At 67.5% G+C, this 13,334-nt stretch carries 9 protein-coding genes; 4 read left to right on the top strand and 5 right to left on the bottom strand.

Annotated features, from left to right (window positions below; genetic code table 11):
* The first annotated feature begins 44 nt into the window (after positions 1-44).
* Positions 45-1,649, top strand: a complete 1,605-nt coding sequence (locus ABCS02_RS09700) for an NAD(P)/FAD-dependent oxidoreductase (protein WP_345835430.1) — start codon at positions 45-47, stop codon at positions 1,647-1,649.
* Positions 1,650-1,679: 30 nt separating this feature from the next.
* Here the strand turns inward: ABCS02_RS09700 and rfbA are convergent, their stop codons facing one another.
* Positions 1,680-2,549, bottom strand: a complete 870-nt coding sequence (rfbA, locus tag ABCS02_RS09695; protein ID WP_345835429.1) for a glucose-1-phosphate thymidylyltransferase RfbA — start codon at positions 2,547-2,549, stop codon at positions 1,680-1,682.
* An 82-nt stretch (positions 2,550-2,631) separates the two neighbouring features.
* Here rfbA and rfbB point away from each other — a divergent pair, with 82 nt between their 5' ends.
* A complete protein-coding gene (gene rfbB, locus ABCS02_RS09690) occupies positions 2,632-3,630 on the top strand; it encodes a dTDP-glucose 4,6-dehydratase (protein WP_345835428.1) in 999 nt (332 codons plus the stop codon).
* Positions 3,630-5,045, top strand: a complete 1,416-nt coding sequence (locus ABCS02_RS09685) for a bifunctional dTDP-4-dehydrorhamnose 3,5-epimerase family protein/NAD(P)-dependent oxidoreductase (protein ID WP_345835427.1) — start codon at positions 3,630-3,632, stop codon at positions 5,043-5,045. The genes rfbB and ABCS02_RS09685 overlap by 1 nt, the downstream gene beginning before the upstream one ends.
* A 12-nt stretch (positions 5,046-5,057) precedes the next feature.
* Here the strand turns inward: ABCS02_RS09685 and ABCS02_RS09680 are convergent, their stop codons facing one another.
* The 3 genes from ABCS02_RS09680 to ABCS02_RS09670 all read right to left on the bottom strand — a co-directional run bounded on the left by ABCS02_RS09680 (position 5,058) and on the right by ABCS02_RS09670 (position 9,284).
* Positions 5,058-5,609 carry a GtrA family protein gene (locus tag ABCS02_RS09680; RefSeq protein ID WP_345835426.1) on the bottom strand — a complete coding sequence of 184 codons (552 nt, stop codon included), beginning with the start codon at positions 5,607-5,609 and terminating at the stop codon, positions 5,058-5,060.
* 139 nt (positions 5,610-5,748) lie between these two features.
* On the bottom strand, positions 5,749-8,805 hold the full coding sequence (locus ABCS02_RS09675) for a hypothetical protein (protein ID WP_345835425.1): 3,057 nt from the start codon (positions 8,803-8,805) through the stop codon (positions 5,749-5,751).
* Positions 8,802-9,284, bottom strand: a complete 483-nt coding sequence (locus tag ABCS02_RS09670) for a hypothetical protein (RefSeq protein WP_345835424.1) — start codon at positions 9,282-9,284, stop codon at positions 8,802-8,804. The genes ABCS02_RS09675 and ABCS02_RS09670 overlap by 4 nt, the downstream gene beginning before the upstream one ends.
* A gap of 165 nt (positions 9,285-9,449) precedes the next feature.
* On the opposite strand from ABCS02_RS09670, the gene ABCS02_RS09665 reads away from it, so the two are divergent.
* Positions 9,450-10,775, top strand: coding sequence for a hypothetical protein (locus ABCS02_RS09665; RefSeq protein ID WP_345835423.1), 1,326 nt, complete (start codon positions 9,450-9,452; stop codon positions 10,773-10,775).
* On the opposite strand, the gene ABCS02_RS09660 is transcribed toward ABCS02_RS09665, so the two are convergent.
* Entirely contained in the window at positions 10,772-13,258 is a 2,487-nt protein-coding gene (locus ABCS02_RS09660; RefSeq protein WP_345835422.1) for a glycosyltransferase, read from the bottom strand. The two genes, ABCS02_RS09665 and ABCS02_RS09660, sit on opposite strands and share 4 nt — an antisense overlap.
* Positions 13,259-13,334: the final 76 nt, after the last annotated feature.

Genomic DNA, 13,334 nt, shown 5'->3' with positions numbered 1-13,334 from the left:
CCCGGGCTCGCGGTCGCGGAGCCCGCCCCCACCTGGAGAGCTGAATGCCGAAGAAAGCCGTTGTCATCGGTGCGGGCCCAGCGGGCCTCACTGCCGCGTACGAGTTCCTCAACCGCACGGAGGGCGACGACCGCGTCGTCCCCGAGGTCTTCGAGGGATCCGGCGACATCGGGGGTATCTCGAAGACGGTCAGCTTCAAGGGCAACCGCATCGACATCGGCGGTCACCGCTTCTTCTCGAAGTCGGACGTCGTCATGAAGTGGTGGCTGGACATCCTCCCGCCGGAGAAGACCGCAGCCGAGACGTTCACGCTCAAGTACCGCGGCCAGACGCGCGACTTCGACGGCACCGAGTACGGTGTCGACCCCGAGACGACCGACGACGTCATGCTCGTGCGCAGCCGCCTCAGCCGGATCTATTACCTGCGCTCCTTCTTCAACTACCCGATCACGCTCGAGTGGTCGACCCTCAAGAACCTCGGGTTCCTCCGGCTGGTCCGCATCGGGTTCTCCTACATCAAGGCGCGGTTGTTCCCCTTGAAGGAGGTGTCGCTCGAAGAGTTCTATGTCAACCGCTTCGGGCGTGAGCTCTACAACACCTTCTTCAAGTCGTACACGGAGAAGGTGTGGGGCGTGCCGGTCACCGAGATCGAGCCCGATTGGGGCGCTCAGCGCGTCAAGGGTCTCTCGATCTCGAAGACGATCGCCCACGCGTTCAAGAAGGCGTTCGGGCGTTCGAAGCCGAAGGACATCGCGCAGAAGGACACCGAGACGAGCCTCATCGAGTCCTTCCTCTATCCGAAGCTCGGCCCGGGATACCTCTGGGAGGTCGTCGCCCGGCGCGTGCAGGAGCGCGGCGGGACGGTGGAGATGGAGCAGATGGTCGTCGCGCTCCACGCCGAGGGAAACCGCATCGTCGCCGCCGACGTCCGGGACAGCGCGACGGGCGCCGTGAAGCGCGTGGAAGGCGACTACTTCATCAGCACGATGCCCGTGAAGGATCTCGTCGCCGCGATCCGCGGCATCGATGTGCCGAAGAACGTCGAGGACGTGGCGGCCGCCCTCCCGTATCGCGACTTCATCACGGTCGGTCTGGTGCTGAAGAAGCTCGCTCTCGCCGGCGCCGTCGACCGCGACGGCACGCCGGGTCGCGTGCCGGACAACTGGATCTACATCCAGGAGCCTGACGTGCAGGTCGGTCGACTTCAGGTGTTCAACAATTGGAGCCCCTACATGGTCTCCGACCCCGACACGGTGTGGGTCGGAATGGAATACTTCGTCGACGAGGGCGATGAGCTCTGGAGCATGGCCGATGAGGACATGGTCGCGTTCGGCGTGAAGGAGCTCGCGAAGATCGGCATCATCGACGCGGCGGACTTCATCGAGGGGACCGTGCTCCGCGTGCAGAAGACCTACCCGGCGTACTTCGGCGCCTATCGTCGATTCGATGAGGTCCGCGAGTTCGTGGATGGCTTCGAGAACCTCTTCCTCGTCGGCCGTAACGGAATGCACCGCTACAACAACCAGGACCACTCGATGCTCACGGCGATCGAGGCCGTCGACAACGTCATCGCCGGTCGCGTGGACAAGTCCAACATCTGGGATGTCAACGTGGAGCAGGAGTACCACGAGGAGAAGTCCTCCAGCTGACACCGGAGGCCGTGGGAGCGGTTGGCTGCTTTATCGCCCCTGGGTCAGCACGGTGAGCAGGTAGTCCCCGTAGCCGCTCTTGCGCAGCGGCTCGGCCCGCTCCCGCAGCTCGTCGTCGGTGAGGAAGCCCAGACGCCACGCGACCTCCTCGGGCGAGCCGATCGACAAACCCTGTCGCTTCTCGACCGTCCGCACGAACTCGGTCGCCTCGGTGAGGGAGTCGAACGTGCCGGTGTCGAGCCACGCGGTACCCCGCGGCAGCAGCTCGACGCTCAGTCGTCCCCGCTCGAGGTAGGTGCGGTTCACGTCCGTGATCTCCAGCTCGCCGCGCGGCGAGGGAGCGAGGTTCTTGGCGATCTCGACGACGTCGTTGTCGTAGAAATAGAGGCCCGGGACCGCGTAGTGGCTCTTGGGCTCGACCGGCTTCTCCTCCAGCGAGACCACGCGGCCGTCTGCATCGAATTCGACCACGCCGTAGGCGCTCGGGTCCTCGACCCAGTAGCCGAACACGACACCGCCGACGAGGTCGTTGTAGCGGCGCAGGCGCGCCCCCATCCCGGGTCCGTAGAAGATGTTGTCGCCGAGCACCAGGGCGACGCTCTCCGACCCGATGTGCTCCTCGCCGAGGATGAACGCTTGCGCGAGCCCGTCCGGGCTGGGCTGCTGCCGGTACGTGATGGAGACGCCGAACCGGGATCCGTCGCCCAGGAGACGCTCGAACGACGCCGCGTCGTGCGGCGTCGTGATCACGAGGATGTCGCGGATGCCGGCGAGGATCAAGGTCGACAACGGGTAGTAGATCATCGGCTTGTCGTAGACCGGGACCAGTTGCTTCGAAACGCCGAGCGTAATCGGATGCAGTCGCGATCCGGTGCCGCCGGCCAGGATGATGCCACGCATGTCCTCCAGTGTCGCGGACGTGCGCGTCGCAGGCCAAACCGACGGAGGGAGACGCTCAGCGCCGCCCGGTAGCCTGGGAATCATGCGCAAACTCCTGGTCACCGGCGGCGCGGGATTCATCGGCTCGAATTTCGTACACCACGTGCTGTCCCACACCGATGATCACGTCACCGTTCTCGACAAGCTGACCTACGCCGGCAACCGGGCCTCGCTGGACGGTCTTCCCGAGGACCGCCTCCGGTTCGTGCAGGGCGACATCGCGGACGCCGAGCTCGTCGACGGCCTGTTCGCCGAGTCGGACGCGGTCGTGCACTACGCCGCCGAGTCCCACAACGACAACTCGCTGAACGACCCGCGACCGTTCCTCGACACGAACATCGTGGGCACCTACACCCTGCTCGAGGCCGCGCGTCGCCACGGCATCCGGTTCCACCACATCTCGACGGACGAGGTCTACGGCGACCTCGAGCTCGACGATCCCGCACGGTTCAGTGAGACGACGCCGTACAACCCCTCCTCGCCGTACAGCTCGACGAAGGCCGGCAGCGACCTCCTGGTCCGCGCATGGGTGCGCTCGTTCGGCGTCCGCGCGACGATCAGCAACTGCTCGAACAACTACGGCCCCTACCAGCACGTCGAGAAGTTCATCCCCCGTCAGATCACGAATGTGATCCGGGGAATCCGCCCCAAGCTGTACGGTGCCGGCGAGAACGTCCGCGACTGGATTCACGCCGACGACCACTCGTCGGCCGTTCTGACGATCCTCGACCGAGGCGAGATCGGCGAGACCTACCTCATCGGAGCGGACGGCGAGAAGGACAACAAGTCCGTCGTCGAACTGATCCTCGAGCTCATGGGCGAGCCGCGCGATGCATACGACCACGTGACCGACCGCGCGGGGCACGATATGCGCTACGCGATCGATTCGACGAAGCTCCGCCGTGAGCTCGGCTGGGAGCCACGGTTCCGCGACTTCGAGTCGGGTCTCGCGGCGGCGATCGACTGGTACCGCACGAACGAGGCGTGGTGGGCGCCGTCCAAGGACGGCGTCGAGGCGTTCTACGCGAGCAAGGGGCAGTGATGACGGAGTTCGGGAAGGCGCTCAGCTCGACGACGACGCCGATCCCGGGTCTCGTCGTCTACGACCTGCCGGTGCACGGCGACGCGCGCGGATGGTTCAAGGAGAACTGGCAGCGGGAGAAGATGGTGCCCGCCGGCCTCCCCGATTTCGGACCGGTGCAGAACAACGTGTCGTTCAACGACGCGGTCGGCACGACCCGCGGCATCCACGCAGAGCCGTGGGACAAGTACGTCTCCGTGGCGACCGGTCGCATCTTCGGCGCCTGGGTCGACCTTCGCGAGGGCCCGACGTTCGGCGCCGTCTACACGACCGAGCTCGACCCGTCCCGAGCGATCTACGTGCCGCGCGGTGTGGGAAACAGCTATCAGACGCTTGAGCCGGATACGGCTTACACGTACCTCGTCAACGACCACTGGTCACCCACCGCGAGCTACACATTCCTGAACCTCGCCGATGAGACGGCGGCGATCGACTGGCCCATTCCCCTTGATCGGGTCGAGATCAGCGAGAAGGACAAGGCCCATCCGCGGCTGGCAGAGGTGACGCCGATGGGACCCCGCAAGATCCTCGTGCTCGGCGCCAACGGCCAGCTGGGGCGCGCGCTCCGCGACCTCTACGGAGACGCGCCGCACGTCGAGTATGCGACGCGGGACGACATCGATCTCGTGTCCGGCGGCCTGGTCGACGCGCGCCGGTGGCGCGACTACGGCGTGATCATCAATGCGGCCGCGTATACGGCCGTCGACGCCGCGGAGACACCCGAGGGTCGCACGACGGCCTGGGCCGTCAATGCGACCGCGGTCGCCGCCCTGGCCCGAATCGCCACCGAGCACGGGATCACGCTCGTGCAGGTCTCCAGCGACTACGTGTTCGATGGGACGAAAGCGGACCCCTACACCGAGACCGACGCGATCAGCCCGCTGGGCGTGTACGGACAGACCAAAGCCTCCGGCGACGCGATCGTCGCGACGGTGCCGCGGCACTACATCGTCCGCACGAGCTGGGTGATCGGCGAGGGCAAGAACTTCGTGCGCACGATGGCGGCGCTCGCCGAGCGGGGCATCGATCCGACCGTCGTCGACGACCAGCGCGGTCGTCTGACCTTCACGGGCACGATCGCGGCCGCTATCGACCATCTGACGAGCGCCGGCGTGCCATTCGGAACGTACAACGTGACCAACGCCGGCGACGCGGCGTCGTGGTGCGCGATCGCGCGTGAGATCTATCGCTTGGCCGGTCACGATCCCGCGCGCGTGTCTCCGGTGTCGACGACAGAGTACTTCGCGTCGGCCTCTGGCCCGGTCGCGCCCCGACCGGCCAACAGTGCACTGAGTCTCGCCAAGCTCGAGGAGACCGGCTTTGCGCCGTCCGAGTGGGCGCATGAACTCGCTCGGTACGTGACCGCCCAGAGCTGAGTCCCGGCGCGGTCAGCGCGGCAGAGCGTCCGCCTCCGGTGCGGGCTCCGCGGTCGCCTGCTGGGCCGCTCGCTTTGCCAGATAGGCGCCGAGTCGGTCGAACAGGATCTTCCTGAGGATGAAGTTCCAGAGGAATCCGACGACGATCGCGAGCATCTTCGCCCAGAAGAGGTCGAGGCCGAACCAGGCCTGGCCCGCCCACAGCGTCACGTCGTTGACGACGAGGCCGGCGGCACCGATCAGCACGAACAGCGCCATCTCGACGTAGGGTTGCGAGGTGCGACGGAAGACCCAGGTCACGCTCATCGCGTAGTTCACGACGGTTCCGACGGCGAAGCCGACCGTGCCGGCGACGAGGTAGCTGACGCCGAAGACGTTGGTCAGGAGCAGGAGCGTGCCGGTGTCGAACGCCGCCGCCACCACACCGACGATGCCGTAGCGGACGAGCTGAACGAAGCCGTTGTTCGTCCGGAGCACGAAGATCCTCCGGAGCAGTTCGACGAAGCCGTGCTCTCGGTAGATGTGCCGAGCGCGGGCTCGTGCCGCCTTGAGCCTCTCAATCACGCAGGAATCCTCATCTCCGCGGAACGGCCCGGATCGGTGCCCTGACGGAAACGCGGGTCCGGACCCTCGGTCAGCGTCCGAGGGTAGCACGTCGACTCGTGCCGTCCGTGAGTGGAGGCGGAAGCGCCGCGCGGTCGTGTCACGGGCCGACGACGCCCGTCTTCGCGTTCCATCGCACCGTGCCGCCCTGGAACTGCTGGCTCAGTCCGCCGTCAACGGTTGTCACCGCGCCGGTGGGGTAGCCCAGCGGGCCGTTCTCGAAGCCCTGGCGTGCCCAGTACCCGCGGATGTCGCCATAGGTCTCCCAGGCGCCGGTCGTGCTGGTCCAGCTGATCGCGCCGCCCTGGAAGTTCTGGTAGCAGCCGTTGCTCTTCGTGCCGCATGTCTGCGGGCCGACGGGTGCGCCGAGCGGGCCAGTCGTGGCTCCGGTCGCGATCCAGCGGGTGTTGATGTCGCCGGTGATCGCGAACGCTCCGTTGCCGGAGGACCAACCGATCGTGCCGCCCTGGAAGGTCTGGTACGCCTGGCCCGGCGTATTGACGGGGGCGGCGGTGGGGTAGCCCAGGGCACCGTTCTCGTAGCCTTGCGCGGCCCAGACCGTGCGGATGTCGCCGTAGGTCTCCCAGGCGCCGGTTGCGGCCGTCCAGCTGATCGCCCAGCCGGGGAAGTTCTGGTAGCAGCCGTTGTTCTTCGCCCCGCACATCTGCGGGCCGATCGGCGCGCTCACGGGGCCTGCGGTGGCGCCGAGGGCGATCCATCGGCCGCTGATCTTGTCGCCGATGACCGCGCCGTTGCCGCCGGAGAACCAGGCGGCGGTCCCGCCTTGGAAGCTCTGGTAGGCGCCGGTCGGGGAGGAGACGGGGGCTGCGGTGGGGTATCCCAGGACGCCGTTCTCGTACCCTTGGCTGCCCCAGTAGGAGCGGAGACCGCCGGTGGTCTCCCAGGCGCCGGTCGCGCTCGTCCAGCTGATCGAGCCGTTCTGGAAGTTCTGGTAGCAGCCGTTGTCCTTCGTGCCGCACATCTGCGGGCCGGTCGGAACGCCGAGCGGGCCCGCGGTGGCGCCGAGGGCGATCCATCGGCCGCTGATCTTGTCACCGATGACCGCGCCAGTGCCGCCGGAGAACCAAGCGGCAGTCCCGCCCTGGAAGCTCTGGTAGGAGCCGGTCGGCGAGGAGACGGGGGCGGCCGTGGGATAACCCAGGGCGCCGTTCTCGTATCCCTGGCTGCCCCAGTAGGACCGGAGATCGCCGGTCGTCTCCCACGCGCCGGTCGCGCTCGTCCAGCTGATCGCGCCGTTCTGGAAGTTCTGGTAGCAGCCGTTGTTCTTCGTGCCGCATGCCTGAGGGGCGGTGGGTGCTCCGAGCGGGCCGCCGGCGGCGCCGGTGGCCACCCAACGTGCGCTGATGTCGCCCGTGACGATGATGGCGCCGCTCGCGGAGGACCAGCCGATCGAGCCGTTCTGGAAGGTCTGCGAGGATGCTCCGGACGCGGTCACCGCCGCCGCCGTCGGGGCGCCGAGGGTGCCCGATGCGCCGCCGTTCTTCTGCCAGAGCGCATCGACGGGGCCGCTCGTGGCGATCGCGCCTGCGGAAGGGGTCCAGCTGATCCGTCCGCTCTGGAACACCTGCACGCAGGAGCTGTTGTCGCCGGCGCAGACGACGGCGGCGACGGGCGCGCCGAGGGGGCCGGTGGTGGCCCCCGTCGCGATCCAGCGTGTGTTGATGTCGCCGGTCACCGGGAACGCTCCGCCGGCGGAGGACCAGCCGATCGTGCCGCCCTGGAACGTCTGGTATGCCAGCCCAGGCGTGTTCACGGGGGCGGCGGTGGGGTACCCGAGAGCGCCGTTCTCGAAGCCTTGCGCGGCCCAGAGCTTGCGGATGTCGCCGTAGGTCTCCCAGGCACCCGTGGCGGCCGTCCAGCTGATCGCGCCGTTCTGGAAGTTCTGGTAGCAGCCGTTGTTCTTCGTGCCGCACATCTGCGGGCCGGTCGGTGCACCGAGGAACCCCGTGGTGGCGCCCGTCGCGAGCCAGCGCGTATTCATGTCACCCGTCACCGTGAAGGCGCCTCCGCCGGAGGACCAGCCGATCGTCCCGCCCTGGAAGGTCTGGTAGGCCTGGCCAGGGGTGTTGACGGGTGCGCCGGTGGGGTAGCCCAAAGCACCGTGTTCGAAGCCGAGAGTGGACCACAACGTACGGATGTCGCCGTAGGTCTCCCACGCGCCGGTCGAAGGCGTCCAGCTGATCGCGCCGTTGCGGAAGTTCTGATAGCAGTTGACGAGACCGGGGGTCCAGTTGCACACTTCGTTCGCGATCGGCGGGCCGATGGGGCTCGCCGATCCGCCGATCGCCCGATAGCGCGCGCCCATGTCGCCGAGGACGGCGAAGCTGATGGTGGGATCTCCGAACCAGTCGGTATAGAGGCGCCAGAAGTTGCGGTTGCCGTACGAGGAGCAGCCGTCACCCGTACCGTAGAGATTGTCGAGCGCTGCCTGGTTGGGCGTGTACGGCGTGTAGATGTACAGGGCGCGCGTCGCGTCGTTCTGGATGTAGACGCTCTTGGTCCCGCACGCGGTGTTCGGGTTGTACAGGATGTTGTTCCATCCCAGCTGATACCCGTACCAGTCCGGCCGGTTGATGTACATGCGCAGCTGGCGGGCGCCGAAGAACACCTGGTTGAAGAACCCGCTGTAGGCGGGATCGCACGCGGCGGTATCGGGGCAGCTCTGGCCGAGCGCCGCCTGATAGGACCACGAGTCCGGCGAGGGATCAGTGATGAGGCCCTGCTCCTTCTGGAGCATGACGAGGATGACTCGCGGGCTGATTCCACAGGCCTGCGCCGCCGCCGCGATGATCTGGGCGCCCGTCATCCTGCCACCGGGCATCGCGCCGCAATAGGCGTCCGCCGTGCGGACCTGGGTGTCCTGGGAGAAGTCCTTCAGGCACGGCTGCCCGTTGGCGCCGCTGCAGGACGGAACCTGCGCATTGAGGAAGTTCTGGATGTCGGCCGCGCTCATCGATCCGGAGTCGAAGAAGTTCGTGTCGGAGATGATGTCTCCGTCTTGGAACGCCGAACCGACCGCGGCGGAGGCGCTGCTCTGCGGCTGCGTCAGCGCCGTCATCACCAGCGCAGCGGCCAGGACGAATGTGGCCGCGATCAGGGTGTTGACGGCCCGCAGCCGCAACCGCCGGGCGTTCATTGCACCGTCACAGTGGTCGGGGCGCTCCGTCCCGAGTGCGACGTGGACGCGTAGCTCAGCGTGAGCGTCCATGTGCCCGGCGTCACATCGATGCGGATCCGCCCGCAGTTGACGGAGGTCGCAGCCGACACGGCCGCAATCGAGGCGGATTTCTCCGTCGCGCCGTCCGTGGCCGTGAGGGTGCAGGTACCTGATTCCTCGGCGAGCTGGGGGACGAGCCCTGAGGCGTAGACGGTCGTGCCGTCGTTGCCGTAGGAGACGAGAACGACATCGACGGGTGTCGCCGACGGGCCGGGCGTCCCGGACGGCACCGGCAGGGGGGTCGACGGCTCCGGCGACGGCACGGTGGTCGTTCCGGATGGCGGGGTCGAGGTGACCGTCGAGGACGTCGACGGATGCATGGTCTGCGACGCGCAGCCCACGAGACCGACGACCGCTCCGATCATGATCAGGCCGGTGGCCACCCGCAAGATTCGCACGACGCCACGGTAGTGGAGAGGCCTCGGCCGGGCGGGAGCACCCACCGAACTCGCCAGAATCCGCTGCATCCGTTCCGGGCCGGCGCAGTGGTCCGGCTACGCTCGGAAAGCACACCGAGCGGAACGAGGAACGTGACAGCGAGCGACTCCGGCATCCTGGCCGTCGTGCGGGGGACCACCACATCGCGATGGGTCCTCGTGATTCTGCGGATTGTCGCGATCTTCGGTGTCGCTGCGGTCGCGCTCCTGGGCGTCCAGCGCGACCAGGTCGCACTCCCCACGTTCAGCGTGCTGGACGAGGCGGCGCATTTCGACTACGTGATGAAGCTCGCCGAGGGGCAGATCCCGGCGTGGGGCAGCACCTTCGAACAGGAGACGATGCTGATCGCGGACTGCCTCGGGGACCCGCTCGCGGCGAAGCCGCTCGACTGCGCGGTCAGAGATCGCGTGCCCACGTCGTTCCCCGCCCGCGGTTACAGTTACGAGGCGCAGCAGCCCCCGCTGGGCTATCTCTTCTACCTGCCGGGCGTCTGGCTGAGCACCGGTTTGAGTCCGGCCGCGACGCTGAACGAGGTGCGCGACGTCGGGGGAGTGTTGCTCGTGCTCGTGGCCGGCCTCCTCCTCTTCGCGATCTCGACACAGCTCGGTCTCCGATTCTGGCGAACGCTCTTGATGTCCTCGATCGTGCTGCTGGCGCCGCTCAGCATCTATGCCTTCGCCACGGTCAGTAACGACGCCGCCACTCTGATCGTCTCTCTCGCCTTCATCTCGCTTCTTCTCGCCGCGCGGCCGCGCGGCACGCGAGCCGCCATCCTGCTCGGTGCCGCAGCGGGCGTGCTACTCGGGGCCACCAAGCCGTACACCGTCCTCCTGCCGCTGGGCGTCTTGGCAGCGTTCCTCTTCCTCGACTGGCTCATACGCAACAGGACCCGCGCCGGCTTCCGTGCGCTCTTCCGGCGCAGCGACGTCCGTTTCGTTCTCGCCAGCGCCGCCGCGAGCCTGATTGTCACGGGGGCCTTCACGGCCTGGCAGGCGGTGCGCGGCAGTGTCAGTTCGGCGCAGGTGCTGTCGTCGTTGCTCGGGGCGCCCAAGGGCGCGTTCGTCAATCCCAAGACCGTTGTCTCGTCGATCGCCAATCTCGCGAACAACTGGGTGGGCGGCTCGAACGGCCTCCTGTCGGTGAGTGCTGCCTTCGTGGCTCTCAACGCGGTTCTGCTGATCCTTCTCGGTGTCGCGTTCGCCCGGCAGCGCAGCGTGGTCACCGATCGCGCACGGCTCTTCGCGACGGCGTGGGCCTTCATCGTGCCGGCGTTCGGCGTTGCCTGGCCGCTGCTGCTCGTCCTCCAGGGAGGCTACGACTACGACGCGCCCGCGCGTTATGGGCTGCTCATCCTCCCGCTGGCGGCTGTCGCCGCGACGGAGGCGGTGCGTCGATCGCTGCGCTCAGCCTTGCCGGATGCTGTCACCGGCGCCGCCGAGCGCCAGGCCTAGGCCCCGAGGCGCTGGCGCGCGCGGCGAACGAGACCCCGCGGCCCCTCGGTCCGAAGGTAGTAGACGGCGAGGCGGACGGCCTTGCGCGGGCCCCGATACCGCGCGCGAATCGCATCCGCTGCCGGGTCGGACATTCGGAGCGGGTGGCCGCCGTCGAGTCCATCGCGGTCCGGTGCGGGTCGAGGCGACGCGCAGAAGGTGGTCAGCGGCTCGAGCGCGTGCGTCCAGGTGAAGCGGTCGCGCACGGACTCGATGTTCTCGCCCACGGCGGTCCGCAGTTCCTCGTCGTAGAGCACACGGATGATGGCGTCGGCCAGGGCGGCGACGTCGCGCTCCGGAACGGTGACTCCGAGCGGCGTCGCGTCGATCAGGTCGGCGAATCCGTCGCCGCGCGTCGTCACCATCGGCAGGCGAGCCCACAGATAGTCGAGGATGCGCGTCCGGAAGGAGAAGACGGTCTCGATGTGCTCATAGTGCGTGCTGACGGCGGCGTCGGCGTCGAGCAGGTAGTTGTGCCGGTCGTCCAGAGCGACCCAGCCTTCGTTGAAGAAGACGTGCTTCCCCGTCAGGCCGAGCTCGTCCGCAAGCTCGAATGTGCGTCCCACGACCTTCATCTGCGGCACATCGGGGTTGGGGTGTGCGACGCCGAGGAAGAACAGTCGGGCGTCGGGATGGGTTTCGGACACCTTGCTCATCGCTCTGATCAGGGTCTCGGTGTCGAACCAGTTGTAGATCCCACCGCCCCAGATCAGGACCTTGTCATCCGGGCCGATTCCGGGGATCGTGCCCTTGATGGCGTGGCGCGTCTGAGCCGGGATCTCCTCGTCCAGACCGAAGGGGGCGATCGCGATGAGGTCGCCGAGCGAATTGTCCGCCTCATAGGTCATCGCGTTGACGCGACCCACTGCAGCCATCTGGCCGAGCCAGAAGTTGCGCTGCTTCTCGGACGCGCAGAGGAAGAAGTCGGCCCGGGCGATCTGCTCGTTCAGGACCTCGGCCGCCGTGATCACCTGCGTGTTCCAATGGCCGAAGTGGGTGTCGCGCGCCTGCTCCAGCTGCTCCAGATGCATCGGGTCGTAGATGTCGGCGACGAGGATCTTCTTCGTCTTCGCGAGCGAGGCGTACTGACGAAGCACGTAGCCCTGGATGACGATGACGTCGGCCCATTCCTCGTGCTGCTTCATGGCGTGGTCGTCGGGCGTGTGGTACACGTCGAACGAGGCTGCCGCGCGCTTGGGCGCGTTCGGCGTGACCAGCCGGACCTCGTTGCGCAGCGACAGGTGCTCGCACATGTTCCAGGCACGGATGGCGGGGCCGGCCATCCGCGGGCCGATGTAGTCGCCCGTCACCACCAGCACGCGGACGCGGCCCGCCGGCGTCGAGATGCCGAGCGCCGCGGTGATGTCGCGGAGGCCCTCCTGTACGCGGGGGTCGGGGGTCAGCCCGTTGTTCGGGTCGCCGAACAACGGGAGGATGACGTCATCGCGGATGACGCGGGTGGACTGGATCCGCGCGCGCTCCTTCTCCAGACCGGGAAGCAGCTCGAGGAACTGGTCGGCGCCGAAGAGCGCGGCCAGCGCCTCTTTGCGCACAGGCGTGTCGGGGGTGAGCTCGTCCGCGTCGCCCGTGTACCGACGGATGTCGTAGGCGCCGGAGTCGAGTCCCGAAGTCGAGACGGCCCGCCGGGCGAGCAGCCCCAGGGCACCCGCGAGGAAACGTCCGAGGTTCTCGTCATCGAGGTTCTTGTAGAGCAGGACGAGGGCGTTGCGCTCCAGGAGGTAGCGCTCGCGGTGCTGCCCGAAGCTCCGCATCGAGCCGTGGTGCTTGTGGAAGACGACGGAGGACGGGGCGAACCTCACGCGGTAGCCGAGGAGGTTGAGGCGCCATCCGAGGTCTACGTCGTCGTAGAACATGAAGAGTCGCTCGTCGAAGCCGCCGACCTCCCGGAAGATCTCAGCCCGCACGAACAGCGCCGAGCCCGTGCCGTAGAGAAGATCCCGCGGCTTGTCGTACTTGTCGGACGCGGACTCGTTGTCGTGTCCCTTGTACCCCATGCCGAACCACGTCAGCTGACCGCCTACGAAGTCGATCTCGGAGCCGTCCCAGGACAGCACCTTGCTCGCGACCGCGGCGACCTGGCCCGCGGAGTGGAACACCTTCACGGCCTCGCGGATCCAGTCGGTGTCCGGGCGCGAGTCGTTGTTGAGGAACGCGACGAATTCGCCGCGCGCCCGCGCGGCGCCGAGGTTCGACCCGCCCGTGAAGCCGAGGTTCTCCTTCGAACGCACGAGCGTGATCCGCTTGCCGAGCTGGGAGAGGCGCTCGTAGCTGTCGTCGTCCGAGCCGTTCTCGACCACGACGATCTCGAGGAGCTCCCGTGGCCAGTCCGTCTTCTCGAGAGCCTCGATGCACGTGAGGGTGTCATCGCACCCCCGGAAGTTGACGATTACGACAGAGACGAGATCAGCGTGCGGCGACGACATCGAGTGGGGCTCCTCTGGACGGGCGGCGCCAGGATATCAGCGAGGTCAGGACGCTTCCCTGAGACCCCCGCCGCGC

Source organism: Microbacterium sp. X-17, from assembly GCF_039615055.1.
Note: the sequence above shows the minus strand (reverse complement) of the source record. Positions and strands in the feature narration are given on the sequence as shown.